Origin of the sequence: Burkholderia sp. Bmkn7 (genome assembly GCF_041103175.1) — a bacterium.
Lineage (GTDB): Bacteria > Pseudomonadota > Gammaproteobacteria > Burkholderiales > Burkholderiaceae > Burkholderia > Burkholderia cepacia.
Window position 1 is genome coordinate 674475 of sequence record NZ_JBGCUH010000001.1, and the last position, 26647, is coordinate 701121.

Consider the following 26647-nt stretch of genomic DNA (forward strand, 5'->3'; position numbering starts at 1 on the left):
GCTCGGGGCGCGTTTGCACCTCCGGTCATCTCTTTTAATAGTGGAAAGCGCGGTGCACACGGCCGAGGTACAGCGGTACGTTCGACCTGAAATGCCCTGACGCTGGCCTCCCGATGCGATGCGTCGGCAGCCGTCGCGTCGAGATAGCGCTAGGTTAAGATAGGCCGATGTATCCCAAAAATGGATTCGATCCATTGCCGATATCGACGGCGTCAATACTTTCAGGTTAAACCCTGATAGTGCACCCGGCGGTCACGCGGCAGCGAAGAGGACAACGGAGACAGCACACATGCGGTTCAACAAGCTCGACCTCAATTTGCTCGTTGCGCTCGACGCGCTCCTGAGCGAACAGAACATCAGCCGGGCGGCCGAAAAGATCCATCTGAGCCAGTCGGCGATGAGCAACGCGCTTTCGCGGTTGCGCGACTACTTCAACGACGAACTGCTGGTGCAGGTCGGCCGCAAGATGGAACCGACGCCCCGCGCCGAGGCGCTCAAAGACGCCGTGCGCGACATTCTCGTGCGCGTCGACGCGACGGTGGCTGCCCATCCCGAATTCGTGCCAGCGCAAGCGAATCGGTTGTTCCGCCTGTTCGTCTCGGACTACACGATGACGACGCTCATGCCGCACCTGTTCGCGCTCGCTTACAAGGAAGCACCCGGCATCCGATTCGAGCTACGTCCGCAAGTCGCTTATCCCCACCGCGTGCTTGAACGCGGCGAAGCGGATCTGCTGATCATCCCCAAGGAGTATTGCTCGACCGAGCATCCGGCCGAGGTGCTGCTGGAGGAAACCTACTGCTGTGTGGTGTGGAACCACAGCCCCCTCTCGCAGGGCGAGATGACGAACGAGCGCTACATGGCGGCCGGGCACGTCATCGTGCAGGTCGGCGACGCACAGACGACGCTCGAAGACTGGTTCATGCAGCGGCTCGGCGTCGTGAGGCGCGTCGAGGCGAGCACGTACAGCTTCGTGTCGCCGGCCCATCTGCTGGTCGGCACGAACCGGATCGCCACCATGCACCGACGGCTCGCCGAAGAGGCCGCACGCAGCCTGCCCATCGTGCTGCGCGAGGCGCCGGTGCCGGTTCCGACGCTGGAGCAGGCGATGCAATGGCACAAGCATCGGACCTCGGACCCCGGACTCACCTGGTTGCGCGGGCTGCTGAAAGAGGCGGTCGCGAAGATGGACGAAGGGCGCCATGATGCTCGCAAGACATAAGGCCGCAAGAGGTATTTTCTCGGCACCACTACGCGCGCATGGCGCTATGAGGCCGATGCCCGTTCCGTGAAGTCGCCCACTCGCTGCGACTTCGTTCCAATGGGTCAAAACCAGGGATGTCCACACAAAGACGACTTGCGTATTGCCGAGCGAGTCAACCATTTTCTCCGTGGGTACGATACGAGTAGCTGACCACGACGCCGCGCTCGAACAGCAGTTCTTCGATGTCGCGCAGGCTAAGCGGGAAGCAAAAATGCCAGCGGCACGGCCAGGCTGATGATGGCCGCCGGAAATCGATGTCCACGATAGAGCGATGTCGTCTTCATTCCGTCATACCTTGCTAACGTGACAGTGCCTGTGCCCCTCGTGAACCTACTCCGCTAACGTGATAGCGTCTCCGGTGCTGAGAACCCCGGACGTTCCGTATAGCACGATACCCATTCGGCAAAGTGCATCGCATCGATACGATCGGGTCCGCAACGGGTCCATGCGGGCAGATCGTCACCATTCGGGTCTCCCGTCTCGATGAAATTCATCAGATAGGACCGCATCATGCCGGAGAGATCGTTCGCGAATGCACGGCTTGTCCCGGCCAGCATGGGTGCGTCGGTCCAGTCGTCGAAATTGCCGAAAGCGAAGGGCAACTCGAAACAATGGCCAGCGCCCACATGCGGCTGGCGAGACGCGATGTCGAATTGGTAGCCGTAGACATCGCTGCCGGCTTTCGCCAGCGAACCTGCTGCCTCGATTGCGGGTCGCTTGAAGATTGCATACGACGTCAGTTCGACCAATGCCGCGTAGGGCGTGCTTCCCGGACGCTGCTGCATGACACGCTCGTAATGGCGCGTCCCAGCCTCGCCCAGTTCAGCGTGGAATACGCGCTCGACCATGCTTCGCGTCGCATCCACGGCTGCCGGGTTGCTCGCGAAGAAGCTGCCGGTTTCGTGGCGCGTCCAACCGATCATCACGGGCTTTGGCGCAAACCGCAACGACTGCGTCACGGGATCCGCCGCGACGCGATCGACCGCGACGGGCATGAAGCCCACCGGTACTGTGCCGAAGCCCGCGCGCGACGCGAGCAGCCTCGCTTGCAAATCCAGCAGCACCTGTACCGGCGCATTTCGCAGATCGACAGCGGGGTCGTGAAATTCGGCGAGTGCGCAAAAGTCCGATGCGATCCGATGCGCCTCCTCGGGCAGGAGAGGCGGGAGGCCGGGCAAGCTGAGTACGGCAGCGGAGCGCGCGAGACCGGCCGTTTCCTTCATCCCCATGAGCATCCTCGTGTACCACGCACCGGCCGATTGGCCCGCAAATGTAATAGCTTCGGGATTACCGCCGAATCGCTCGATATTGCTGCGAACCCAGTCGAGCGCACGCAGGATGTCCGTTACCGAAAAGTTGCCGGCCGCCACGCCGGGCATACACAGATTGCCGAGAATCCCGAGCCGGTAGTTGAAGGTAACGACAACCGCGCGCCCGGACCGGGCGAGTTCGGTTCCGCTGTAGCACGGTAAGGCGCCGCCGGTCACGAACCCGCCGCCATGTATCCAGAACAGCACCGGCAAGTTGCCTGCAAGCGACGGTGTGTAGACGTTCAGGCGATATGCGTCTTCGGACATCTGCACACCTTGCGCGGTCGGGCCCATCACGAAGTCGAGCCGGCTCGGCAACTGCGGAAAGACCGGCGCGGGACCGGTGCAATCGCGAACGCCCTGCCAGCTCGCGGGAGGAAGGCAGTCGCGATAGCGACCGCCGTCGTTCGCATAGGGAATGTCCTGGAAGACCAGCGCACCGTCCACGCTGCGACCGAGCAATTCGCCTTGCTCGCAGCTCGCCAATATCGTTTGCATCAAACGCCCCTTGATCGGGAACCACACGGCCGTGCGTCGCACACAGACGCGCCCCGCACGATCCCCAGTGTTGTCCGAGCGTAAATCGTCGGCGATTTTTTCCGGGAACACGATGGAAATATCGTCACGTCCACGTGAATAACGCTCAACCCCGCACGATGCGCGAGGCCGCAGCGACATGACTGTTTTTCAAGGGGGAGCGCAATTTATTTCCGTTTTGTTTCGGAAGGTGGCGTCGCAGCATGGGCCGTCCACATGCAACGTCCCGATTCCCAACTACAAAAGGAGGCCCCATGTTTCGAAGCGTTCACTTCCGCTATGCAGCATTTGCGTTGAGTATCGGATGGATACCGCCCGCCGTTGCGCAAAGCAGCGTGTCGATCTCCGGTGTGCTCGGCGAGGGCGTTGCGTACACCAGCAACGTGGGCGGCCATTCGAGCGTCTACGCACTGCCGGCCGGGGTGCTACGCCCGAACTCGCTGATATTCAGCGGCCAGGAAGACCTGGGCGGCGGATACAAATCGCTGTTCATGCTCGGCACGCTATTCGGCATGAACAACGGCGCCGTACTGGGCGCGTCGGGCAGCCTGTTCTCGCGCGAATCGTATGTCGGCCTCGTAACTCCATACGGCACGCTGACCTTCGGACAACAGCGGGACTTCATGTTCGATACGCTCACGCTCCAGCAGTACTCCGGTGCGTTCTATCAGGGCATCTGGGGCGCGCACATGGGGCCGTTCGCCTCCTTCGGCGTGCCTTACGTCGTCCGGCAGGCGTACGACTTCGACCGACTCAACGGAGAAGCCCTCAACAACGCGGTGAAATTCAAGAGCATGCCCTTCGACGGATGGACGTTCGGCGCGATGTACAGCTTCGGCGGCGTGCCAGGGCAATTCGCGAATTCGAGCGGTTCGAGCTTCAGCGTGGCTTATCAGTTTGCGAACGGCAGCATCGGCGCAGCGTATACGTACGCCCGCTCGCCGCTCATCGAGCACGGCAACGCGGGCATCCGAAATACCGGCATCGGCGGACGCTACCGGTTCGGGCGCACCCAGGTCGCGCTGCTCGGCACCGTTTCGCGCAACACGAGCACCGGGGCGCAGATCGACAGCGTGGACACGAGCATCAGCTACGCAATTTCGCCGTTCTGGAACATCGCCGGCACCTACACGTACATGGGCGGCAATGCACCGCTCGACAACAACCACGCGAACCAGCTGGCCGGAACGCTGACATACAACCTGTCGAAGCGCACGTCCGTCTACGCGACACTCGCATGGCAGCGCGCCTCCGGGCGCAGTGCGTTGGCTCGCATCAACTCCACACTGGCCGAGCCGTCCGGTTCCGCCGTGCAAACGTCCGCTGCGCTAAGCATTCAACACGCCTTCTGAGCCTGACATGACCCACCCTCTTTCCGCATCGCCAGGCGCCACGGATAACATCCGCGGTCCGCGCAGAACGTGGCTCGCCGGCATCACGGCCTTTTCGATCATGGCTGTCGACGGTTTCGATACCGCCGCGATCTCGTACGTGGCCCCGACGGTCGCCGCAAGATGGAGCCTTCCGCCTGCTGCACTGACTCCCGCGTTCATGATGACGAGCCTCGGCGCGGTGATCGGCTATCTGCTGAGCGGGCGAGCGGTCACCCGGTTCGGCCGCCATCGGCTCGTGACCGCATCGATGATCGGCTTCGCGCTGCTTTCGCTGGCGAGTGCCGCTGCGGGATCGATCGTGGAAATGTCCGTGCTGCGGCTCCTGACGGCGCTGTTTCTCGGTCTCGCGGTGCCCGCCACCATTGCGGGCGCCACCGGGCACGCGAGCGCGGGCCGCCGCTCCGCGGTGGCGGCCGCCGTGGCGACGGGGATTTCGGCGGGAGGCGCCATCGGTGGCGGCATGGCAGCGCTCCTGATTGCGCATTTCGGCTGGCAGGCCATCTTCATCGTCGGGGGTATCCTGCCGTTGCTGCTCTTGCGCGCTGCGCACGTGCTGCTGCGGGATCCGCCGAATGCGATGCCCGCCACGCGCGCTGCGACCGTCGTCTGCAACGGCCGCGCAGATGGGCAACCGTTTCTGCGAGCGATGGTGCGTGCGCCGTACACGCTATCGAGCTATCTCCTCTTCGCTCTTGCATGCCTGGGCTTTCTCCTTGCCTATGCGTTACTGTTCTGGATTCCGACCTTCCTCGTATCTTTCGGATTCGCGCCCGCCACGGCAGCGCTTGGCGCGATGGCAGCGTCGGCGGGCGGCATGGTTGGCAGTGTCGCGCTGGTTGCGTCGGCCGGGCGCATAGCCGAGGAAACGCTGCTTATGTCGCTGACGGCTCTCGGCATTGCGTGCGTGGCGGGGCTGACATTGGGCGGACTCCACGGCGAAGTGGCCGCGCTGCTGTTCGTCGCCGGCATCGGCGCCGCGACGGGAGCCATCTGCGTTGGACAAGCCGCGCTTGCCGTGCGCATCTATCCCACCGAATTGCGTACGGCCGGCATCGGATATGCCGCCGCATGCGGGCGAGCCGGCTCCGTGATTGGGCCAGCCGTCGTAGGTGCGTTGCTTGCCCGCGGTTGCAATGCGCTGACCATCTTCGGATGGGCGACGATGCCGATGATTGCGCTATTCGTCTTGCTCGCGATGCTCAAAAGGCGGGGCGCGCCCTTTCCGCGCTAACGAACTCCGTTGGCCGCGCCGTCAGTCACGGATGTGCCGGGCGGCATCCTGGTCCGCATCGCTTTGCGATGCCGATTCGCGGTCCAGGCCGAGCTTGGCCAGAACCACCTTCATGAACTGGGCGAGCGCGGGCGTCGGCGGCTTGTCGGCCCTCGTGACGGCAACGAGCGGCCCCAGGTGAAAAGGCAATCGGCAGTCGACGGGACGCAGACCGTAGGAGTCGGCCAGATCGGTCGATACGCATCCCGGCACAAGCAGCAGCGCATCGCTTTCCCCAACGGTCCTGAGCATGAGGTGGGAGATGTGCGATGAAACGATGTCGGCTTTCACGCGCATCCCCATTTCCCGTACCGCGAACTCCAACTGTTGGCGAACGATGTTGGGCTGCGCGGGCAATATCAGCGGAAAATCCAGCAGATTTTCAAGCGTGGCGGGCCCGTCCAGAAGACGATGCTCCTTGCGGGCAACGAAGCAGGGATGGTCGTCGCGCAGTTTCGCAGCCTGATAGTTGTCGCTGAAGTGTCCGCTTGCAAGTCGCCCGATGACGACGTCCAGCGTGTCCTGATCGAGGCGTTCGATCATACTTTCCATCGCATCCTCGCGTAACGACACGCGTACACGAGGGAACGCCGCGCGAAACGCATTGACGCAATCGGCAAGCGCGCCCCACCAGCCGAGCGGCAGGAATACACCGACAGAGATCGCACCGGTATCGCCGTTGCGAAGCGCTTCCAGTTCTTCCTGCGCGCGCTGAACGTCTCCCAGAATCAGATGGCCGTGACGGACCAGCACCTGGCCGAATGACGTCGCACGCATGCCGGACGGCGTGCGCTCGAACAACTGCGCACCGATGATGGATTCCGTTTCCGCCAGCGATTTCGACACCGCCGACTGGCTAACCGAAAGCACATCCGCCGCTTTGAGCAGGCTGCCTTGGCGGGCGACCTCGATAATAATCGCGACGTGTCGCAGCTTCAGTCGATGATGTAACGGTGTCATGGAAGAAGGATGGCGTGCCCGAAACGATGTGATTAGCCAGACCGATGGCCGCGCTACGGAGTCTCGCAGCGGACCGAAGTAAGCCGCAGTCTAATAGGGCCATTAAAATGGCGGCATCGGTAAAAGCCCGTCATGGTAAAACGCGTCGATAGAGTGATCTAGCAAATCCGAACAGCGAGACCACCTCTAGCAGGCTGTTGGAATACCCCGGTCGGTCCTGCACGATGTAGGTTCCCGAGATCACGGAAGAGCAGGCCGATGCGAGGTGCGGACGGTTACAACAAGTCGTTGTTCAGCATGGTGAGGCTAGAAGAATTTGTTCCGCAGGCGCATCCGCTGCGCCAGGTTCGGATATGGCTGAACGAAGCGCTGTCGAAGATGGATGCGAAGTTCTCGGCAATGTACGAAGTCGAAGCGAAGGGAGGCCGACCGAGCATCGCGCCTGAGAAGCTGGTGCGGGCGATGTTGCTGCAAGTGCTGTACAGCATCCGTAGCGAGCGGCAACTGGTTGAGCAGATCTCGTACAACCTGCTGTTCCGTTGGTTCGTCGGCCTGCCGATCGAGGAAACGGTATGGAATCACTCAGTGTTCATCAAGAACCGGGATCGGCTACTGGAATTCGACGCGGTGACGGAGCTGTTCAACGCGACGGTGGAAACGGCGCAGAAACGGGGCCTGCTGTCTGGCGAACATTTCAGCGTCGATGGCACGCTGATTCAGGCCTGGGCTAGCCACAAGAGCATCCGTCGCAAAGATGGTAGCGACGACGACCGGCCGCCGGGCAACTGGCACGGCCAGCCGCGCAGCAACCAAACGCATGAATCGAAAAGCGACGGTGACAGCCGCCTGTACCGAAAGAGCAATGCGGCGCCGGCGCTGCCGAGCTATCTCGGTCATGTGCTGTACCGTGCCGTCGAGCCCGTGCGTCGTTATTACGAGGTCCGCTCCGGGTCGCTCATGATCGATTGCGTTTTCCAGCAGGTTTGTTAGCAATTGGCTACACGAAACGTCAGGTCAGACATACGAACGGTTGATTTTTGAGACGAATGGTCTATTATTCGAACATGGACGTTCGAACTGATCCGCCTCGCCGCCGCGGCAGGCCCCCGAAGCAGCACGAAGACCTCGTCGCCACGCGCGACATGCTGTTGCGCACCGGGCTCGAGATCCTCACCGAAAAAGGCTTTTCCGCCACCGGGCTCGACGAGATCCTTGGGCGCGCCGGCGTGCCGAAGGGCTCCTTCTATCACTACTTCGACAGCAAGGAAGCGTTCGGTCTCGAACTGATCGACCACTACGCCGAGTTCTTCGCCCGCAAGCTCGACCGCCATTTCAGCCAGCTGGACCGCTCGCCACTAGCGCGCGTGCGCGCGTTCGTCGACGACGCCCGCGACGGTATGGCCCGCCATGCGTACAACCGCGGCTGCCTGATCGGCAACCTCGGCCAGGAAATGGGCACGCTGCCGGAAAGCTTCCGCGCCCGTCTGCGCGCGACGTTCGAAGACTGGCAGCGCCGTCTGACCGAATGCCTGGACGCCGCGCAGCAGGCGGGCGAACTGGCGGAGTCCGCCGACCCCGCCGCGCTGGCCGCGTTCTTCTGGATCGGCTGGGAAGGTGCGGTGCTGCGCGCGAAGCTCGAACGCAGCGACGGGCCGCTCGCGCTGTTCGCGCAGTTTTTCTTCAATGGATTGCCTCGCCGCTGAATTTTTTTACGATTAATTAGACGATCAGTCTAGAAAGGAGGACGCATGTTCCAGGGCATCGTGATCGACAAGGACGAAACCGGCCAGCACGCACGGCTGCACACGCTGGACGACGCGCAGTTGCCCGCCGGCAACGTGACGATCCGCGTGGGCTATTCGACGCTGAACTACAAGGACGGGCTGGCGATCACCGGCAAGAGCCCGGTCGTGCGCAAGTTCCCGATGGTGCCGGGCATCGACCTCGTGGGCGAAGTCGAAGCGAGCACGCACCCGGATTACCGCGCCGGCGATCAGGTCGTGCTCAACGGCTGGGGCGTCGGCGAAACGCACTGGGGCGGCCTCGCGCAGAAGGCACGGGTCGACGGCGACTGGCTGGTGCCGCTGCCGTCCGCGTTTTCGCCGCAACAGGCCATGGCCATCGGCACGGCCGGCTACACCGCGATGCTGTGCGTGATGGCGCTGGAACGGCACGGGGTGCGCCCTGGCGACGGCGAGATCGTGGTGACGGGCGCGGCCGGCGGCGTGGGCAGCGTCGCGACGGCCCTCCTCGCGCGGCTCGGGTATCGCGTCGTCGCCGTGACGGGCCGCCCGGCCGATGCCGACTACCTGCGGCAACTCGGTGCGGCGGAGATCCTGGATCGCGGTCAATTCAGCGCACCCGGCAAGCCGCTCGGCAAGGAACGCTGGGCCGGCGCCGTCGACGTGGCCGGCAGCCACGTCCTCGCCAACGTGTGCGCGACCACGCGCTATCGCGGCGTAGTGACGGCCTGCGGCTTGGCCGCCGGCATGGACTTCCCGGCCACCGTCGCGCCGTTCATCCTTCGTGGCGTGACGCTCGTCGGCATCGACAGTGTGATGTGCCCGCGCGCCGACCGGCTGGAAGCATGGCGCCGGCTCGCATCCGACCTCGATGTGGAGAAGCTCGGCACGATCAGCCACCAGGTCGGCCTCGGGGATGTCATCTCGCTCGCCGAAGAACTGATCGGCGGCAAGGTGCGCGGGCGCATCGTCGTGGATGTCGGCGCATGAATCCAGCAACAGTACTCGGTCGCCCCACGTCGTTCATCGATGCCGACGAGGTGAAACCAGTTCTTGCCGAGATCAAGCCGATGACGCGGACGCGGTGATCGGTCGCGGCAGTCCGCAGGACATCTCCGCAACAGCCGCCGACGATCTGCGCACCGAGCGCAAGCCACTGCTCCGCCCATTTCGCATAACCAGGCGGATCGACCGGGATTCCGCAGTGACGAAATTAATCTTCTCTACGCCAGTGTCTATGCGTCATGTCGACAATACTCCGCCACGAATTGTCTCCGCCGACCTGCCTTCCCGCTTTCGATCTGCACGAATCATCTCGCTAGCGCGCTCCGCGATCATCAGCGTCGGCGAATTAGTATTGCCGGACGTGATCGTCGGCATGACCGACGCATCGACGACCCGCAAGCCGCTCACGCCGCGCACGCGAAGCCGGGAATCGACGACCGAGCCTGGATCGTCCGCCCTTCCCATCCGGCAGGTTCCAACCGGATGAAAGATGGTTGTTCCGACGTTGCCGGCTGCATACTGCAACTCCTCCTCAGTCTGGAATTGAATGCCGGGCAGAATTTCCTGCGGGCGAAACCGCTCGAGCGCGGGTGCCGCAACAATGCGCCGGGTCAGTCGCAGCGCGTTGGCCGCGACGTGGCGGTCTTCCTCCGTCGACAGATAGTTGGGCGCAATACTCGGTGCCATCAGCGGATCATTCGACGTGATGTGCACGCTACCCCGCGACGATGGCCGCAATTGACACACGGACGCCGTAAATGCGTCGAACGGATGCAGCGGTTCGCCGAACCGTTCGAGCGACAGCGGCTGCACGTGGTACTGGACGTCGGGGCGCGACAGCGTTTTATCGTTCGGGTCCGACTTCGCAAACACGCCGAGCTGCGACGGCGCCATCGCCATCGGCCCGCTTCTGAACAGTCCGTACTCGAGACCGATCATCAGCTTGCCCCACCAGTGAGCACTGAGCGTGTTCAAGGTCCGCACACCTTCAACCTTGAATGCCATGCGCAATTGCAGATGATCCTGCAGATTCTCGCCGACGCCGCGCAGATCCTCCACCACCTCGATTCCAAGCTTCGCCAGACGATCGGTATTTCCGATTCCCGACAATTCCAGCAATTGCGGAGAATTGACCGCGCCGGCACACAGGATCACTTCACGCTTTCCCTTGGCAATGCGCGATTCGCCGCCGTGACGAAACTCGATTCCGGTGCAGCGCTTGTTCTCGAACAGGAGTCGTCGGGTCGGCGCGTTCGTCAGAATCGTCAGGTTCCCCCGCTTCGCCACGGGTCGAAGATAACCTTTCGATGCGTTCCAGCGAATGCCGTGCTTCTGATTGACGTCGAAATATCCGACGCCGGTGTTGTCGCCGCGATTGAAATCGTCCGTTGCGGGTATGCCGGTCTGCTCGGCGGCTTGCGCGAACGTTTCGAGAATGTCCCATTTCAGTCGCTGCTTTTCTACGCGCCACGGGCCGCCGGCGCCATGAGCATCGCTTGCACCGCCGTGATAGTCCTCGCTCTTCTTGAACGTTTCGAGCACCGAGTCCCATCGCCAGGACGAATCGCCCGTCATTCGCGCCCACCCGTCGTAATCCTCTCGCTGACCGCGCATGTAGATCATGCCGTTGATCGACGAGCACCCACCCAGAACCCGGCCTCTTGGATAGGACAGCGCCCTGCCGTTCAATCCCGCCTCGTCACGGGTCTTGTAACGCCAGTCGGTCCGTGCGTTTCCGATGCAATAGAGATACCCCACCGGAATATGAATCCAGTGGTAGTTGTCCTTCCCGCCCGCCTCGATCAGCAGCACGGATACGTCATCGTCCTCGCTCAAGCGATTCGCGACCGCGCAGCCAGCCGTACCTGCTCCGACCACGATATAGTCGAACTCGCCAACCGATTGCGTCAAGCGGGCTTCGTTGATCTCTCCTGCCGACATCTTGCCTCCTGGATTATTTGCATGACATCTGCGCGTCGTTCCGGACACTTGCCTCCACCAGGGCAAATCCGATCATCGCCGGCGCAGGCAACGTCAGGTCAACATCTGCCTCGCGACGGATCGGGAACGCAACCATTCCATGGTGATCAGCAGCAGACTTGAGAAGACGATGAAAATGGACGCGAGCGCGGCGACCGTGGGCGTGATGTTTTCGCGAATCCCGATGAACATCTGAAGCGGAAGCGTTCCCTGAGTCGGACCGGCGATGAACATCGTGATCACGACGTCGTCCAGCGACGTAGCGAACGCAAACAGCGCGCCGGAAATCACCCCTGGCGCAATGATCGGCAACGTAACGGCAAAAAATGTTCGTACCGGCGATGCCCCCAGGCTCAGGCTGGCTCGCACATAGTTCTGGTTGAAGCCGGCAAGCGTCGCATTGACCGTGACCACGACGAACGGCGCGGCGATCACCGTATGCCCGAATATCAGTCCGGCATACGTTCCGGCCAGTCCCCATCGGGCAAACAGCAGGTAAATCCCGACGCCGGTGACGATGACCGGGACGATCATCGGCGAGATCAGGACGGCGACCAGCAAACCCTTGCCCCTGAACGATGCCTTGTTCAATCCCAATGCCGCCAGCGTTCCGAGGATGGTTGCAACGACCGTCGCGATCGGCGTCACGATGAAGCTGTTTGCGCCGGCGCGCGCCCAGTCCGTGGACGTGAACAGATTGTGATACCACCTGAACGAGAATCCGTGTATCGGATAGACGAGAAATGAGTTCTCGTTGAACGAAAGCGGAATGATCGCCAGGATCGGCAAAATCAAAAACAGTAGCACCACGACGTTTGCCGATCGCAGTGCGTAATGCCATACGATTTCCGGCGTCGACATGTAGGGCGCGAAACGCGGCACGTGAGTTTTCATGATGCTAAGCCACCTTGATTTCCGAACCGACGATCCTTCGATAGAGCGCGAAGAGCACCAGCGTCACCAGGAGAAGGACCGCACCGAGCGCACAGGCCATCCCCCAATTCAGGGCCACGTTGGTGAAATACGCGATGTAGTAACTGACCATCTGGTCGCCGGCGCCACCGAGCAGCGCCGGGGTGATGTAATAGCCCAGCGAGGTAATGAATACCAGCAACCCGCCCGCGCCGACACCGGGAAGCGTCTGCGGCACGTAGACTTTCCAGAATGCCCCGAAGGGATGACTGCCAAGAGAAATGGCCGCTTTGGTGTAGCTAGAAGGAATCGACTTCATCACGCTGTAGAGCGGCAGGATCATGAATGGCAGCAAGATGTGCGTCATCGCGATCAACACCCCCGTCCGGTTGAACAGGAGCGACAGGGGCGTCGAAATCACCTGCAGCGCCATCAACGCCTTGTTGACGAGGCCCGCCCCCTGGAGAATGACGATCCACGCCGAGATCCGCACGAGAATCGACGTCCAGAACGGCAGAAGCACCAGGATCATGACGAGATTCGCCTTTCGAGCCGGCAGAATCGAGATCCAGTAAGCGAGCGGATAACCCAGCACCAGCGCCGCAAGCGTCACAAGCCCGCTGATCACGAAGGTCCGCATGAACACCGCACGGTATGCGGACGCGCCGTTCTCGACCGGCACGATGCGGCCGCCCGAGTCCTGACGATAGTCGATCGTGGCAAGGAGATACTGGCTCGTGTAACGGGACGATACGCTTGCGATCGCCTGCCAGTAGCTTGTATCGGCCCAGCGCGGGTCGACTTCGATCAGGCGCCTTTGCATATCCTGCGCGGAAATCGCCGCATCGTCATCGGTGAAAGGAAGCGCGCTGGTCGTCTTGTAAAACAACGACCGGAACCCATCCTTCAGGCCGTTCAGCCGACCGGCGGCGGTGCCGGTATCGTTGTCGCCACCGTTGCGCTCCACGTCGAGCACCAGCGCACGGTAAGCCTCGGCAGGAACGGGTGACTTGCCATCCCAGTGGCGCAATGCCGAGGTCGTCTTCGGCAATGCATCGACCACCTCGGGACTTTGAACCGATCGAGAAATCATCGATGCGACCGGCATCACGAACACAAGCAGGATGAACAGAACGAGGGGCGCCACCAGTCCAAACGCCACGACCTCCTTTCGAAACTGAACGGCTCGCAGCGACCGCTTGAGCTGGCGTGTATCCCAGCTCTGTTGCCGAGAAGTTATGGTGCTCATGCTTCTTCCCCCGGTCGTTACTTCGCGGCCCAAGCCGTAAAGCGCTGCTCCAGTGCGTCGCCGTGGTCCGTCCAGAACTCGACACTGTTGGGAATGGCGGTTTTGCCATTCTTCGCTGAATTGGGAAGCGCTGCCTGTGTTGCCGCATCGAGCATTTTCAGCGCTGCCTTGTTGGTCGGACCATACGGAATCTTCTGCGCGAACGCGACTTGTGCCTGGGGCTTGAGCACATACGAGATGTATTTTTCGGCCGCTTCCTTGTTCTTCGAGCCCTTCGGAATGACGAAGAAATCGAGTTCATAAATACTCTGATCCCACGCAATACCGAGATTCTTGTTTCCTTCACGCACTGCCGCGTCGATGCGACCGTTATATGCGGTCGACATCGCGACGTCACCCGCAATCAGGAATTGCGGAGGCTGCGCGCCAGCCTCCCACCACTGGATGTAGGGCTTGAGTTCGTCCATCTTCTTGAACGCGCGTTCGACACCCGCGGACGTGCCGAGCACCGTGTAGACGTCCTTCGGCGCCACCCCGTCAGCCATCAGCGCGAACTCCAGGTTATAACGAGCCTCCTTCTTCAATCCCCGCTTTCCCGGAAATTTCTTGACGTCCCAGAAATCCTTCCAGCCTTGCGGCGCGCTCTTGGTCACCGTGGGGTTGTATGCGAGCACGGTCGACCACACGAAAGTGCCGGCTGCGCAAGGCGTGGCAGCTCCGGCAATCAGGTCGCTCTTGTTGGCGACCCTGGACCAGTCGAGTTTCTCGAAGAGACCATCCTGGCATCCGCGACCGACGTCCGCCGCTTCCACCTCCAAGACATCCCAGGTGACATTTCTGGCCTCGACCATCGCTTTGACCTTGGCCATGTCACCCGTGTACTGGATGGCATTCGTCGCTATGCCGCTTTCCTTCGCGAACGGGTCCACCCACGCCGCCTTTTGAGCATTGCCGGCCGCGCCACCATAGTTGACGGTCGTGAGACCATCGGCGAAAGCTGCCACCGACAGAGACGCGAGCAGCGCGGCGCAAATCATTTTCGAATTCGATTTCATTGTCTCCTCCTACTGAGTGATAAAAACTAGACAGTCAGCTCAAGATCTTCAGGTGGTCCTCCCGGAACGACAGCGCAATCCGGTTTCCCTGACGAACGTGCGACCGCCAATCGTGTTCGAGGGGAACCTTGACGAAACACTCGGCTTGCCCCGGGCCACGGCAACGCAGTCGGACGTGGTCGCCGAAATAAATTGCGTCGAGCGTTTCGGTTTCGATGACATTGCCCTCGTTGGCCGAGAACGTCGATTCGACAGAGAGCCGTTCCGGTCGGATAACCGCCGTCGCCTGGTTGCCGACGTCAACGGACGCCACATTCAGTGCGCGCACCGTCGTCCCGTCCGCGAGCCGAAGCTGGCAACGGTCGCCGTTCCTTGCAACGACCGTGCCGCTCATCCGGTTGTTGTCGCCGATGAAATTCGCGACGAATAGATTCGTCGGTGATTCGTACAGGCGATCCACGGTATCGAGCTGCTGAATCACGCCCTGGTCGAACACGGCAACACGATCGGACATCGTGAGTGCTTCACTCTGGTCATGCGTGACGTAGACGAAAGTCAGTCCGAGCTCTTCGTGAAGCGCCTTCAACTCGAGCTGCATGTGTTCGCGCAATTGTTTGTCGAGCGCGCCGAGGGGTTCGTCCATCAGCACGAGCCGAGGGTTGAATACGAGTGCTCGTGCCAGCGCAACGCGCTGCTGCTGACCGCCGGACAGCTGGCTGGGCATCCGTTTGCTCAGCTTATGCATGCCGACCATGTCGAGCGCTCGCTTGACCCTTGCCTCCCGTTCAGCGGGCGGCATTTTCCGAACCTTGAGCGGGTATTCCAGATTCTGTGCGACCGTAAGATGAGGAAAGAGCGCGTAGTTCTGGAAAACCATCCCGATATTGCGTTTATGTGGCGGGATCCGATTCAGCAACTGGCCATCGAGCCAGATCTCGCCATCGGTTGGATACTCGAATCCTGCGAGCATCATCAGACAGGTCGTCTTTCCTGAGCCGGATGGGCCGAGCAAAGTCAGGAATTCGCCCTTTTGGATTTCAAGGTTGAGATCCTTGACGACTAGCGTCTCGCCGTCGTAAGTTTTTTTGACGTGACGAAAGCTCACAAGAGCCTGGGTCGGATCGTGCATGGCTGTCTCCAATGTAAGAATATTCACATCCCGCCGTAGCCTTGCGCACGTCGGCTGTGTGTCGCGTTGATTCATCCGGCGAACCACCGGCGCGACTGTCTCGTCATCGCGACGTTCGTTTTGCACCGCGCTTCATGCGGGAATGCTCGACTCGTCGCGCGACTCGACAAGACCCGCAACTAGCTGGGCAAATACTCTTCGGACCAGCTATCTCCGATCGCATGTCGGGCAATCAGTATCTCGATCTCGGCATCGCTGTATCCGAACTCGCGCAGGACGGATTGCGTCGATGCGCCGAATTTTTCAGCTGGTGCCAAGGCGCGAATCCGGGCATGGCGCGGACGAATCGCGAAGGGATCGAGCTGCGTGACACATCGACCGCTAGGATGATTCGCATAGACGCTGAACGAGTAGCTGCCGTTGTCGATACCGGGGCGATCGTCGCTAGGCCGGCTGTTGTGCCGACGCAGATTGACGATGTTGTCCGGCACCGCCGCCGCGATATTGGCGGCCTGCAACCTGATCTGCCAAGACGCGGCGGACGCGGTACCCAGCGCGGACGCGAGGAATGCAGCCGGATCCTTGGCTGCCGCAATTCCGGCCAGACCTTCTACTCGATCCAATTCGTTTAACTCACTTTCGCTGGTGTCCACATAGATCCAGTCGTCCGCGGCCCGGAAGAATCGAGACATCGCGCCGTAGCCGCTCGCCTCGCGACCGGACGGCTCGTCGAATGGTGGGCGATTCGCATAGTCATACGCGAACGGAATCTGTACCAGATTGCCGAGTGCCGACAAGGAGGTTCTCGCGCGCCCGACCTCGCCTGTTTTCGCCTTGCGGTAAAGCGCGGCAGCCACACCTAGCGCAGCCGCGAATCCGCACATGACGTCGATCGTTCCGACATGCGCATGCTCCTCCGGCGTCTCCATGCCGCCGCCGAATCGCACCATGATCCCGGTGCACGCCTGGATCAGATCGTCGTAGCCAAGGTAGTCGGTCCGCGGCCCGCGTCGAGGACCGCCGAAGCAGTCGAGCTGGCAGAAGATCACGCCGGGATTGATGGAACGGAGGCTCGCCTCGTCCAGCCCCAGCGGCTCAAGCTGACGATCCGGGGCATTCATGACGATCACGTCGACAGACCGGGCGAGTCGAGTGAACACCTCGCGTCCATCCGGATGGTTCAGATCGACGAGCACGCTCCGCTTCCCACGCGCCGACGACATCCCGAAGACCACGGTGTTCCACGGATCATAATTCGGCACGACGGGGTCGAGTTTGATGACATCGGCGCCAAAACGGCCGAGAAACGACGCCGAATGGGGGCCGGCAATCACGTTCGTCAGGTCGAGCACACGCACCCCGTCGAGCCACCCCTGTGTTGGTACCCCCGACGGAGCCGGCAATTCAGTACGCTCCTGCTCATCCAGAATGGCTAACGCATCCCGGAAGGTCACCGGATGGCGGGACGCCGGCGAGAGCATGGATTCGGCACAGTCTTCGAGCCACGCGACCGGCCCGGGCTGTTTCATCACACCGTATTCGAAATCGTCGACATTCACGACCAGGCCGGCAGTATTCGCGTGGCCGTCATGCAGCCACTCCCGCGTCGTCCGGTGTGCCGCTCCAGGGAAACCTCCTTCACCGAAAATCTTTTCCCACTCGGCAGCGGTTTTCGTACGAAAAACTTCCTTCATACGCGCGGAAATGCGCTTCGCCCACGCTTCAGGTAACGGATAAACCCCTAGCGACGCGTTCCCTTCCCATTCGGAAATCGGCAGGTACGGATCATCGACCCGTGGCAAACCGGCCTCCAGCATTTCCTCGTACAGTCCCATCGCCTGCAGACAGCGGCGCGCGTGCGAGCGATGTGACGGGCATACCGTATAAAACTTGCGGCCGTCGGCACACTCGTAGGTCCGGTAGAACGGATCCAGATATTCCTGCAGCGCTTCGTACGACAGATCCATCGGTAGATTGTTGGAGCGCCGCCGCTCGATTTCCTTTTCGCGCAGGGTCTTGTATCGCTCGGGGTAGTTCTCGATATGGATCGAGTTGTAGGAGAGCCCCTCCATCACAGCCGACGCCAGCGGGACCTCGATTTCATCTCCCATGCCGGTGCGCTGCCGTGCCTGCAACGCAAGCCCGACAGCCGAGACGGCCAGCATGGTGCCGTAGGCAGACGCCAGCGGCAACGGCGAGAAACTCGGGTTGATGCCCATCAGCACGCGGTTCTGCCCCATGTCCGTAAAAACGCCCGAAGCCGCCGCGATGATCGGCTCGAACGCGCGCCATTCGCGACGTAACTGGTCGTTGCTGGCAAAGCCGGGCATCGAGAGCGTGATGAGCTCCGGGCGTGCTTCACGCAACTTCGCGAAATCGAGACCCAGCCGCGCCATCACGCCCGGCCGGAAGTTCTCGATGACAACATCCGCGCGGCGGATCAGATCCTTGGCTTCTTCCAGGCCTTTGTCGGTCTTCAGATCGATCTGCAGGCAATGCTTGCCGCGGTTGAGCACCGCATTGGCCGGGCTATCCCAAAGCGGCCCGGCTGGAGGATCCACGTGAATGACGGTCGCACCAAGATCCGCGAGGATCATCGCGACGGCTGGCCCCGCAATGTACTGGCCGAAATCGATGACTTTCACACCGCTGAACGGCAATTGATTGTTCTTTCCCATAATCCGCCGAGTCGCCTCCAGACTGGCCGCATCGCGCGACCGTCGATCATCATGTTGTGGACAATCCCCGTCACCGCCGGCCGGCCGCGTCGAGTCGCGGTTGGATGCCGGTCAAGCGGGATGGAAGCAACTTTCGATGAGAAGCCGTGGCGGGTAAAGCAATAAAAAAAACGAGGATGGGTACGTTTTTTTTATGACTCGAACAGATGATGGGCAGATCGGAGATCGCGTCCCAGCAACCGGACTCGCATGCCGCATGCGAGATCAGAATCTCGCGTGTGCCCCTTGAACCTGTGCAGTGAGCCATTCGACGAACGCAGCCGCATGAGGATTGACGATGCTGTGCGGGGAATAGACGAGGTAGAACGCCTCACTGGTTGGAAGGCGTGGTTTCAGTGGCGCGATCAACTGGCCGGAGATCAGCATGTGCTCGACGAGGGACGACCTTGCGAGTGCAACGCCCTGACCGAGTTCAGCCGCCTTCAAGGCCGAAATCAGCGTGTCGAATTGCATTCCCTTCGAAGAATCGACCTTCGATGCGCCCGCTTTTTTGAGCCAGTATCCCCAACCTTCCTCGTAGCCGAGCACATGGAGAAGTTCGAAACGCGCGAGGTCCTTCGGCACCGAAAGCGGTGCTTTGGGAGACAGCAACCCGGGAGCACAGACCGGCAGCAGCGTGTCCCAGGTCAGTCGCTCAGCACGCAGCCCCGTCCATTTCCCGTGCCCGTAGCGGATCTCCAGATCGGCTTCGACATCGGTGACGCTGCTATCGCCTCCCCAGATATTGCTCGTAATGCGTAGATTGACGTCCGGATACCGCTTGCGAAAGTCCGGTATGCGCCATGCGAGCCAATGCGTGAAAAATACCAGACTCACTCGCACCGTCAGCACCTTCAGATGGCCTTGCCCGAAAATCTCGTCGGTGGCGGCAGCAAGCCGCTCTATCGCTTCATGCACGACTGGCAGGTAGGCGAGCCCGGCCTCGGTCAACTCGATGCCTCGCGGCAGGCGCTTGAATAACGCCGTACCGAGCTGGGATTCAAGTCCTTTCACCTGCTGGCTGATCGCGGCCTGGGTCAGATTCAACTCGGTCGCCGCGTGCGTGAAACTGAGGTGCCGGGCTGACGATTCGAATGCGCGTAGCCAATTGAGCGGTGGAAGTCGTTTCATCGTGCGAATCGTTGCAATAGATCTGTTGGGCAAAAGAGGGTACCGGCATTCTATTGCACCGATGCGATCGGAATCGGTCGCTGGGCGCCGCGGCGGATGGTGAGAGGCAACGACAAGTTACTCGCCAGCGCGACATCATATGAGGGATCGGCAATCGATTTCGACCGCATTCGGGTGGACCTTCCGCAGGAATTGCTCGCCGTAGTGTCATCAGCATTGAGCCCGCTCTCGATCATCTTGATCGCGTAGAACGCCACCGACGTGCAACGCGATATCGACGCTCATCTGGAACAACCGGTTGAAGCGGACCGGTTGCGGCGAATTGCTCCCCTCATATCGAAGGTATCAACTTGCGTAGCACCTTCAATTTCCCAGTGCCGCTCTATCCGAAGCGGATCCTGCCAAGTACCGCGGCCGACAACGCAATCCCATCAACAAGCCACCGAGCTTAACAAGGTGTCCGTTCGGGCCAAGTTGCACAGCTAAACGATGGTGGAATTTCGAGCCGACACTACCAACTGACAACGGCCAGCGACCTCCAAGCGAGGGGGGAGACAGTATCGCTTTGATTTATATAGGAATTTATTTGGGGTCGCAAGGCAAGGCCTTGCTGGGTTTAAAGGCGATTGACAGGAAAAATGGGTGGAAATCAAGGGCACCCCCCATAGGGAGACATTCATGAACATCGGCACTTCACCCGTCCAGGCCGTCCGCGCTCCTCAGCGAGTGCTGATAGCCGTCGACGGTTCGACCGCATCCGCCCATGCACTCGCGTATGCCAAAGCGCTCCTCCCATCGAATGCAGCGGTGCACATCGTCCGCGTTGCGGAAAATCCGAGAACGCTCGTCCCGCTCGGATCGAAAACCATGGCGTTCCTCGAATCCGCGCGCGTCGAATTGCTCAGGGATGCTTCTGATGCGCTGTCGCGCGCGAAAGCAGCACTGGATCGCGACGACCTCGTCATCGACACGGAAGTCGTCGACCTGGCCGCCCATGGCGGGGATGTCGTGAATGCACTGGCCGACAGCGTGCAAACCTGGCAGGCCGAGCTCCTGATCGTCGGTGCACGTCAGCATCATGGCTTGCTCGGATCGAACCGGCGCGGACGTTTCCCATCTGATCGTGCGCGACGCACTCGAATGGAATGCGGACATGATCGTCATGGGCACGCACGGGCGGCGAGGCGTGACGGGCTGGCTCGTCGGCAGCGTGGCCGGGCGCGTGGCGCGCATCACGAAGACGCCGGTCCTGCTCGTCCATGCGTCGCGTGCGTGACGCGCTTCGTCGTCACGCATCCGCACCCACGGCGTGGAACAGCTCCTCCTCCTGGGCGCAATGCAGGCGCACGATCGCTTCGAGCCCGTACAGCAAGCGCTGTATCGCCTGCACCTGCGTGGCGTTCGTTCCGTCGCGCGGCAGGTCGGCGACCGTCTGCCGGAGCGATCGGATCATCCTGAAGATCTCCCGGTGTGCGCCGCTCATTGCCGCCAGTGGATCCTCGCCGCCGAGCAGCGGTGCAAGACGCGCGTAGACCTCCAGATCGTCGGCGCGTTCGTGCGGCAGCAGCCGTTGGTCGAGCGCATCGATGATGCCAGCCAGTTCGCCAGCGATGGCGCCCCCGGACAGTGTCGGCAAGCGATCCGCGAAATCCCTGATCTGGTCCAGCAACGGCAACAATGCCGTGTGCTCGCGCTTGAGTTGCTCGACGTCGATATCGGCCAGCCCGGCTCCCGTGGGCCTCGTGCGCACCAGCAACACGCGTAGCGCATTGACGATGACGACGACGTCGACGACTTCCTGAATCACCGCACCGGCAATCGGCGGCAGGAATCCCGCCGCCGCGATCGTCATCGCGACGACCGACAACGACATGCCGATCACCACGCTCTCGAGCGCGATCCGGCGCGATCGACGTGCGATACGCATCGCATCCACGAGTCGATCCAGCCGATCGACCAGCAAGACCACGTCGGCTGCTTCGGATGACGCGGCCGCTCCCCGCGCACCCATCGCGATGCCGACGTCGGCCGCGGCCAGCGCCGGTGCGTCGTTCACACCGTCGCCGACCATGATCGTCACGCCCTCCTGCCGGGCAGCCTGGATGGCGGCAAGCTTGTCCGCCGGCGTCTGCTCCGCGCGTACATCGGTGACGCCCAGCAGTTCGCCGACGGCCTCGGCAATGTCGTGCCGATCGCCGGTCAGCATGACGAGACGCTCGACGCCTTCACGTTTGAGCAACCGCAATGCCCGTGGTGTTTCCAGCCGCACCTGGTCGGCCATTTGAATCGCGCCGATCATGACGCCATCCACGCCGACGAATACGGCAGCCCCGCCCTCGCTGACGACTCGCGCCAGGAACGCGTCGCTCCACGGCGCAATCGTCGCGCACGCAGACACGTATTCGAACTTGCCGATTGCAACGGTCCGGTTGTCGACCCGGCCCGTCACGCCTTCGCCGGCTGTTTCGATGACGGCCGACGGCAGCGACAGATCGATGCGACGTTCACGCGCCGCGACCGTCAGCGCGTCCGAGATGATATGGCCCGATGCTTGGGCCAATGACGCTGCAAAACGCAGCACATCGCCCGCTGCGACGTCCGCGCCGCATTCGATCGCAACGATGCGCGCCCGTCCTCCCGTCAGCGTCCCGGTCTTGTCGAAGAACAGAATTGTCGCTTGCGCAAGACGCTCCAGCGCACCTCCGCCCTTGACCAGAATGCCGCGTTTCGAACAACGCGACGTGCCGGATACGATGGCGACCGGCACGGCGAGGATCAACGGACACGGTGAGGCCACGACGAGCACGGCGAGCGCACGTGCGACGTCGCCGGTCAACAGCCACGCGATACCCGCGACGAGCAGCGATGCGAGCACGAAGAACGCTGCGTAGCGATCCGCGAGACGCACGGACGGACTGCGCTCGCGTTGCGCACGCTCGACCATGCGAACGATGCCGGCAAACGTGCTGTCGCCCGCCGTCGCGCGGGCAACCATTTCGAACGGCGCGCCGGCGTTGACCACGCCGCTGCATGCGTTTTCCCCGGAACGGCGCCGCAGGGTGGACGATTCGCCCGTCAGCATGGACTCGTCCAGTTCCGCGTCGCCGGTCAATGTGCCGTCGACGGGCACGAACTCGCCGCTCCGCACCAGCAGCCTGTCGCCGGGGACAAGGGTGTCCGGCGCAACCGAGCGCCATTCCCCGTTCTCGAAACGGGTCGCCTGCCGGGGAGCGCGGCCGAGCAGTGCGCTCATCTCGCGTTGCGCGCGGTCCTGCGCATACCGCTCCAGCGTCCGCCCGCTCGCCAGCATCAACGCAATCACGGCCGCCGCAAGCGTTTCGTCGAGCACGACCGCCAGCGCGATCGCGAGCCACGCGAGCACGTCGATGCCGGCCTGCCGCCTCATCACGGCCTTGACCAGCGAGACCGTCAATGCGAGCAGGACCGGCAGCGTCCCCACCAGCCAGGCGAATCGCGCGAGCGACGGCTGGCCGAACGCCACGCATACGCCGCCGCCGGCGAGCGTGGCGGCCGCCACAATCAGCAACACGAGATCGATCGACCAGGGGACTCGGGACATGACCATCGCTCCGATCGTCGTGCATGGTGGTGTTCGCCGCATCCGGCTCCGGTTGCGGACGGCGTGGCATCAGTCTAGGAAGCGCCGTGCTTCGAACATTGACATGGGTCAGGACGGCGTGCGTCCCGTGAACGACCGGCACGCCGCGTTGCTTGACGTGAGTCAAGCCATCGGCCCCTTTCCTCAGCAAAATCGAGCCGTAACACCGGATGGCCTGGAGTCGATATCGTGCTGACGCTGGCTGTACTTTTCGTGCTGATTCTTCTGCTGAATCTCATGCCGGCGTTCGCCCCGCCCACGTGGATGGCGATGTCGTGGGTCGGGTTCAACCTGCCCGACGGCAATCCGTTCGTCTTTGCCGTCGTGGCGGCCGGCGCGGCGACGACGGGCCGTGTCATCCTGGCGACCTTCGCGAGATCGCTCGTCCGCTCCCGCTGGGTGCGGGAATCCGACCGCGAGAATATCGACGTCGCCACGCGCTGGCTGCGACAGCACCGGACGCTCACCGCCGGCGCGTTCTTCTTTTACGCCTTGAGCCCGCTGCCGTCGAACTACCTCTTCATTGCATACGGGCTTTCCGGGTTGCCGCTCAGAATCATCGCGACGGCGTTTTTCATCGGCCGCGCAACGACCTATGCGATCTGGGCGCATCTCGGCCGCTTTGCGTCGACCCGGCTGGACGTGGAATCGGAACTCGAAGGCACGTATCTCGGCGGCTACTTCGTCGTCACGCAACTGGTCCTGCTCGGCCTCGTGTTCGCATTGATGAAGCTCGATTGGCGTGCGCTCGTCAACGAACGCCGGCTGACGTTCAGACGCGGCCATCATCCGCGCGGCTCCGATTGACACACGGCGCACGCGATCTTGCGATCGGGCGCATCGGCCAGCCGCTCCAAGAGCGCTACCCAGAGCGCCGTGACGTGGACGCGCGCGATCGCTGCCGGATGGCGGACCACGGCATCCCGCCTCTCACCAGCAGCAGGATCGCCGCGAGTGCAGTGCGAGCGGCGCACCAGTTTCCAAGCGCTGATCACCCTCTTTGGTACCGGCCGTGCCCAACGCGCCGAAGGCGAACAGGCGCTCTGGCTGCGACTGCCCCTACACCCTCCCCGCCAAATGAAACCGTGAAGCCGGATGCCACAACCGCACCGACGTCGCGATCTGGTCACCGACCCAGGTCCGCCGCCGGAGCAACAAGCACGGCTCGCCGATTTCCATCACCAGATGCCGGCGCACCTGCGCATCGGGCTTCTGCGCATAGATCCGGAACTCCGCGCGCTGGATCGGCGCGAGCCGCACCATATAGTGATTCGGCGTCTCGACCGTGAAGTCCTGTTCCAGATACGCGGGAAACAGCGCCGGGTTCACGTAGCGATCCTCGAACTGGATCGGCTCGTCGTCCTCGTAATGCACGATACGCGAATGAAACACCGGCCCCGAGCGCAGCCCGAGCGCTTCGATCGCCTCCGTATCGTCGCTGCTTTCGAGCAGCAGCACGCGCCCGCTGTGCCGATGGCCGCGCTCCGCGATCTCGTCCGCGATGTTGCGGATTTCCAGCACCGTCGATTCGTAATGCCGCCGTTCGACGAACGTGCCCGCGCCCTGGATACGGGTCAGCACGCGCTCGGCGGTCAGCTCGCGCAGCGCGCGCGACACCGTCATCCGCGCGACGCCGAACTCCTTGACCAGTTCGGCTTCGGTCGGAATCGCCCCGCCGGGTTTCCAGTCGCCTTTCGCGATCCGCTCGACGACGTAACGCTTGATCTGCTGGTAGGCCGGCAGCGCGCGCGCCGGCACGTCGTCGCCCGACGCGACCGCCAGCCCGGCGGAAAGGTGTCGTCCCGTATGGTTCATGCGCCCTCGCCCGAATGATTGTTAGATATCCAGACAACCTGCCACCGCACGCCGTCACCCGACGTCACAGCACCGGCGGCGGCATCCCCGCGACGATGCCGGTCGCGATCGCGATGTCGTCCGCGAGCGGCCGGTCGTCCTGGTACGCGGGCACGCGTTCGCGCACGTGCCGCCATAACGTATCGGTGGGTGCGGCCCGCGCCGCGCCGTTCGGCTGCAGATCGTATGCCTGCGCGGCCGCCAGCATCTCGATCGCGAGCACGCGCGTCGTGTTCTCGATGATGTCGAGCGCCTTCAGCGCCGCCGGTGTCGCATGGCACAGGTGATCTTCCTGCAGCCCCGACGTGATGCCGCCGTCGAGGCTCGCGGGCGCCGCGAGCCGCTGGTTCTGCGCGACGAGGGCGACCGCCGTGTACTGCGCGATCATGAAGCCGGAGCACGTGCCGCCCGGCGTCGCGAGAAACGCCGGCAGCCCGCTGACGAGCGGATTGACGAGACGGTCGAGACGCCGTTCGGCGATCGCCGCGACCTGGGCCATCGCGGCCGCGAGGCTGTCCATCGCGAGCGCAATGCCGGCGCCGACCGCATGCGCCTGCGAATGGACGGCCGGTTCGTCGCGCGTGCCGGCGACGATCGGGTTGTCGGTGACGGACGCGAGTTCGCGATCCACCACTTCCGCCGTCACGGCGAACACGTCGCGTGCCGCGCCGTGCACATGCGGAATCGTGCGCAGGCTGAGCGGATCCTGCGTATGCCGGCCGCTCGCCGCGCCGAGCATCCCGCTGTCGGCGAGCAGCGCGCGCAGCCGTGCGCCGACCTGCCCGATGCCGGGCGAAACGCGTAGCGCGAGCGATGCCGGATCGAAGGAGGCCAGCTGTCCGCCGAGGTTCTCGAAGCTCATCGCCGCGACCCAGTCGGCCCAGTCGAGCAGCCGCTCCGCGCGGGCGAGCGCGAGCGCGGCCAGCCCCGTCACGCACGGCGTGCCGTTGACGAGGCTCAGCCCCTCCTTCGCACCGAGCACCAGCGGCTCGCGGCCGATGCGGCGCAACGCTTCGTCGCCGCGCATCCGCTCGCCGCGATGGCGCGCATGGCCGTGACCGATGCAGACGAGCGCGACGTGCGCCATATGCGTCAGATAGCCGACCGACCCGTGCGCCGGCACCTCCGGCAGGCAATCGTGTTCGAGCAGCGCGACGAGCTGGTCGACGACATCGGCGCGCACGCCGGAATGGCCGTGCGCGTAATTGTTGATCGCCGCCGCGATGATCGCGCGCGTTTCCGCCGCGCCGAGCGGCGCGCCGACGCCGACCGCGTGGCTCATCAGGATGTTGCGCGACAGCGTGCTCTGCTGCGCCGGCGACACGATCACATTGCACAGCGCGCCGACGCCGGTGTTGACGCCGTATGCGCGGATGCCGCGCGCGACGATTTCATCGACGAGCTCGCGTGCCGCGGCGACGCGCACGCGCGCTTCGTCCGTGAGCGCCAGCGGTTCGCCGGCGGCCACCTCCGCGATCTGCCGCCAGTCGAGCGGCCTTGCCGAACGGAATACGGTCAT

The 26647-nt window shown here is 62.7% G+C and carries 18 protein-coding genes and 4 pseudogenes; 9 read left to right on the forward strand and 13 right to left on the reverse strand.

Going from position 1 to position 26647, the window contains the following annotated elements:
• Positions 1–289: 289 nt before the first annotated feature.
• Entirely contained in the window at positions 290–1222 is a 933-nt protein-coding gene (locus tag AB3K92_RS02915) for a LysR family transcriptional regulator (protein ID WP_021158321.1), read from the forward strand.
• Positions 1223–1406: 184 nt separating this feature from the next.
• On the opposite strand, the pseudogene AB3K92_RS02920 reads toward AB3K92_RS02915, so the two are convergent.
• Positions 1407–1548: pseudogene (locus tag AB3K92_RS02920) on the reverse strand (IS6 family transposase); the annotation flags it as partial.
• Positions 1549–1602: 54 nt separating this feature from the next.
• Positions 1603–3252 carry a carboxylesterase family protein gene (locus AB3K92_RS02925; RefSeq protein WP_081068537.1) on the reverse strand — a complete coding sequence of 550 codons (1650 nt, stop codon included), beginning with the start codon at positions 3250–3252 and terminating at the stop codon, positions 1603–1605.
• A gap of 113 nt (positions 3253–3365) precedes the next feature.
• Here AB3K92_RS02925 and AB3K92_RS02930 point away from each other — a divergent pair, with 113 nt between their 5' ends.
• Both AB3K92_RS02930 and AB3K92_RS02935 read left to right on the forward strand, forming a co-directional pair.
• Positions 3366–4463: a porin gene (locus tag AB3K92_RS02930; protein ID WP_021158318.1), complete on the forward strand. Its 1098-nt coding sequence runs from the start codon at positions 3366–3368 to the stop codon at positions 4461–4463.
• 7 nt (positions 4464–4470) lie between these two features.
• A complete protein-coding gene (locus AB3K92_RS02935; protein ID WP_301855810.1) occupies positions 4471–5736 on the forward strand; it encodes an MFS transporter in 1266 nt (421 codons plus the stop codon).
• Between the two features lie 21 nt (positions 5737–5757).
• On the opposite strand, the gene AB3K92_RS02940 is transcribed toward AB3K92_RS02935, so the two are convergent.
• Entirely contained in the window at positions 5758–6735 is a 978-nt protein-coding gene (locus AB3K92_RS02940) for a LysR family transcriptional regulator (protein WP_175925548.1), read from the reverse strand.
• A 258-nt stretch (positions 6736–6993) separates the two neighbouring features.
• On the opposite strand from AB3K92_RS02940, the pseudogene AB3K92_RS02945 reads away from it, so the two are divergent.
• The 3 genes and pseudogenes from AB3K92_RS02945 to AB3K92_RS02955 form a co-directional block, all read left to right on the forward strand.
• Positions 6994–7638, forward strand: a pseudogene (locus AB3K92_RS02945) (IS5 family transposase); the annotation flags it as partial.
• A gap of 161 nt (positions 7639–7799) precedes the next feature.
• Positions 7800–8438 carry a TetR/AcrR family transcriptional regulator gene (locus AB3K92_RS02950; protein ID WP_059463699.1) on the forward strand — a complete coding sequence of 213 codons (639 nt, stop codon included), beginning with the start codon at positions 7800–7802 and terminating at the stop codon, positions 8436–8438.
• Between the two features lie 45 nt (positions 8439–8483).
• Entirely contained in the window at positions 8484–9467 is a 984-nt protein-coding gene (locus AB3K92_RS02955; RefSeq protein WP_301855813.1) for an MDR family oxidoreductase, read from the forward strand.
• 252 nt (positions 9468–9719) lie between these two features.
• Here the strand turns inward: AB3K92_RS02955 and AB3K92_RS02960 are convergent, their stop codons facing one another.
• The 7 genes from AB3K92_RS02960 to gcvA form a co-directional block, all read right to left on the reverse strand.
• Complete coding sequence (locus AB3K92_RS02960) at positions 9720–11423, reverse strand: GMC family oxidoreductase (RefSeq protein ID WP_301855815.1); 1704 nt, start codon at positions 11421–11423, stop codon at positions 9720–9722.
• Positions 11424–11516: 93 nt separating this feature from the next.
• Positions 11517–12356: an ABC transporter permease gene (locus AB3K92_RS02965; protein ID WP_301855816.1), complete on the reverse strand. Its 840-nt coding sequence runs from the start codon at positions 12354–12356 to the stop codon at positions 11517–11519.
• 4 nt (positions 12357–12360) lie between these two features.
• Positions 12361–13623, reverse strand: coding sequence for an ABC transporter permease (locus AB3K92_RS02970; RefSeq protein ID WP_369464416.1), 1263 nt, complete (start codon positions 13621–13623; stop codon positions 12361–12363).
• A gap of 17 nt (positions 13624–13640) precedes the next feature.
• A complete protein-coding gene (locus tag AB3K92_RS02975) occupies positions 13641–14678 on the reverse strand; it encodes a polyamine ABC transporter substrate-binding protein (RefSeq protein WP_369464417.1) in 1038 nt (345 codons plus the stop codon).
• Between the two features lie 34 nt (positions 14679–14712).
• Complete coding sequence (locus AB3K92_RS02980) at positions 14713–15807, reverse strand: ABC transporter ATP-binding protein (protein ID WP_021158305.1); 1095 nt, start codon at positions 15805–15807, stop codon at positions 14713–14715.
• Between the two features lie 179 nt (positions 15808–15986).
• On the reverse strand, positions 15987–18485 hold the full coding sequence (locus AB3K92_RS02985; RefSeq protein ID WP_369464418.1) for a CoA transferase: 2499 nt from the start codon (positions 18483–18485) through the stop codon (positions 15987–15989).
• A gap of 264 nt (positions 18486–18749) precedes the next feature.
• A complete protein-coding gene (gene gcvA / locus AB3K92_RS02990) occupies positions 18750–19655 on the reverse strand; it encodes a transcriptional regulator GcvA (protein ID WP_059648607.1) in 906 nt (301 codons plus the stop codon).
• A 165-nt stretch (positions 19656–19820) separates the two neighbouring features.
• Between gcvA and AB3K92_RS02995 the strand changes: the two are divergent.
• Positions 19821–20107, forward strand: a pseudogene (locus tag AB3K92_RS02995) (hypothetical protein); the annotation flags it as partial.
• A 226-nt stretch (positions 20108–20333) separates the two neighbouring features.
• Positions 20334–20931, forward strand: a pseudogene (locus AB3K92_RS03000) (universal stress protein).
• A gap of 12 nt (positions 20932–20943) precedes the next feature.
• Here the strand turns inward: AB3K92_RS03000 and AB3K92_RS03005 are convergent.
• Positions 20944–23235: a heavy metal translocating P-type ATPase gene (locus tag AB3K92_RS03005; RefSeq protein WP_369464419.1), complete on the reverse strand. Its 2292-nt coding sequence runs from the start codon at positions 23233–23235 to the stop codon at positions 20944–20946.
• 228 nt (positions 23236–23463) lie between these two features.
• Between AB3K92_RS03005 and AB3K92_RS03010 the strand changes: the two genes are divergently transcribed.
• Positions 23464–24081, forward strand: a complete 618-nt coding sequence (locus AB3K92_RS03010) for a hypothetical protein (protein ID WP_021158299.1) — start codon at positions 23464–23466, stop codon at positions 24079–24081.
• A 252-nt stretch (positions 24082–24333) separates the two neighbouring features.
• Here AB3K92_RS03010 and hutC read toward each other — a convergent pair whose 3' ends face one another.
• Complete coding sequence (hutC, locus tag AB3K92_RS03015; protein ID WP_060232938.1) at positions 24334–25089, reverse strand: histidine utilization repressor; 756 nt, start codon at positions 25087–25089, stop codon at positions 24334–24336.
• A 64-nt stretch (positions 25090–25153) separates the two neighbouring features.
• Positions 25154–26647 carry a histidine ammonia-lyase gene (hutH, locus tag AB3K92_RS03020; RefSeq protein ID WP_059492776.1) on the reverse strand — a complete coding sequence of 498 codons (1494 nt, stop codon included), beginning with the start codon at positions 26645–26647 and terminating at the stop codon, positions 25154–25156.

Excerpts from the sequence above, each read along its gene's own strand:
- AB3K92_RS02915 (WP_021158321.1), top strand. The coding sequence starts at position 290 with ATGCGGTTCAACAAGCTCGACCTCAATTTGCTCGTTGCGCTCGACGCG.
- AB3K92_RS02925 (WP_081068537.1), bottom strand. The coding sequence starts at position 3,252 with ATGTCGCTGCGGCCTCGCGCATCGTGCGGGGTTGAGCGTTATTCACGT.
- AB3K92_RS02930 (WP_021158318.1), top strand. The coding sequence starts at position 3,366 with ATGTTTCGAAGCGTTCACTTCCGCTATGCAGCATTTGCGTTGAGTATC.
- AB3K92_RS02935 (WP_301855810.1), top strand. The coding sequence starts at position 4,471 with ATGACCCACCCTCTTTCCGCATCGCCAGGCGCCACGGATAACATCCGC.
- AB3K92_RS02940 (WP_175925548.1), bottom strand. The coding sequence starts at position 6,735 with ATGACACCGTTACATCATCGACTGAAGCTGCGACACGTCGCGATTATT.
- AB3K92_RS02950 (WP_059463699.1), top strand. The coding sequence starts at position 7,800 with ATGGACGTTCGAACTGATCCGCCTCGCCGCCGCGGCAGGCCCCCGAAG.
- AB3K92_RS02955 (WP_301855813.1), top strand. The coding sequence starts at position 8,484 with ATGTTCCAGGGCATCGTGATCGACAAGGACGAAACCGGCCAGCACGCA.
- AB3K92_RS02960 (WP_301855815.1), bottom strand. The coding sequence starts at position 11,423 with ATGTCGGCAGGAGAGATCAACGAAGCCCGCTTGACGCAATCGGTTGGC.
- AB3K92_RS02965 (WP_301855816.1), bottom strand. The coding sequence starts at position 12,356 with ATGAAAACTCACGTGCCGCGTTTCGCGCCCTACATGTCGACGCCGGAA.
- AB3K92_RS02970 (WP_369464416.1), bottom strand. The coding sequence starts at position 13,623 with ATGAGCACCATAACTTCTCGGCAACAGAGCTGGGATACACGCCAGCTC.
- AB3K92_RS02975 (WP_369464417.1), bottom strand. The coding sequence starts at position 14,678 with ATGAAATCGAATTCGAAAATGATTTGCGCCGCGCTGCTCGCGTCTCTG.
- AB3K92_RS02980 (WP_021158305.1), bottom strand. The coding sequence starts at position 15,807 with ATGCACGATCCGACCCAGGCTCTTGTGAGCTTTCGTCACGTCAAAAAA.
- AB3K92_RS02985 (WP_369464418.1), bottom strand. The coding sequence starts at position 18,485 with ATGGGAAAGAACAATCAATTGCCGTTCAGCGGTGTGAAAGTCATCGAT.
- gcvA (WP_059648607.1), bottom strand. The coding sequence starts at position 19,655 with ATGAAACGACTTCCACCGCTCAATTGGCTACGCGCATTCGAATCGTCA.
- AB3K92_RS03005 (WP_369464419.1), bottom strand. The coding sequence starts at position 23,235 with ATGTCCCGAGTCCCCTGGTCGATCGATCTCGTGTTGCTGATTGTGGCG.
- hutC (WP_060232938.1), bottom strand. The coding sequence starts at position 25,089 with ATGAACCATACGGGACGACACCTTTCCGCCGGGCTGGCGGTCGCGTCG.
- hutH (WP_059492776.1), bottom strand. The coding sequence starts at position 26,647 with ATGACCGTATTCCGTTCGGCAAGGCCGCTCGACTGGCGGCAGATCGCG.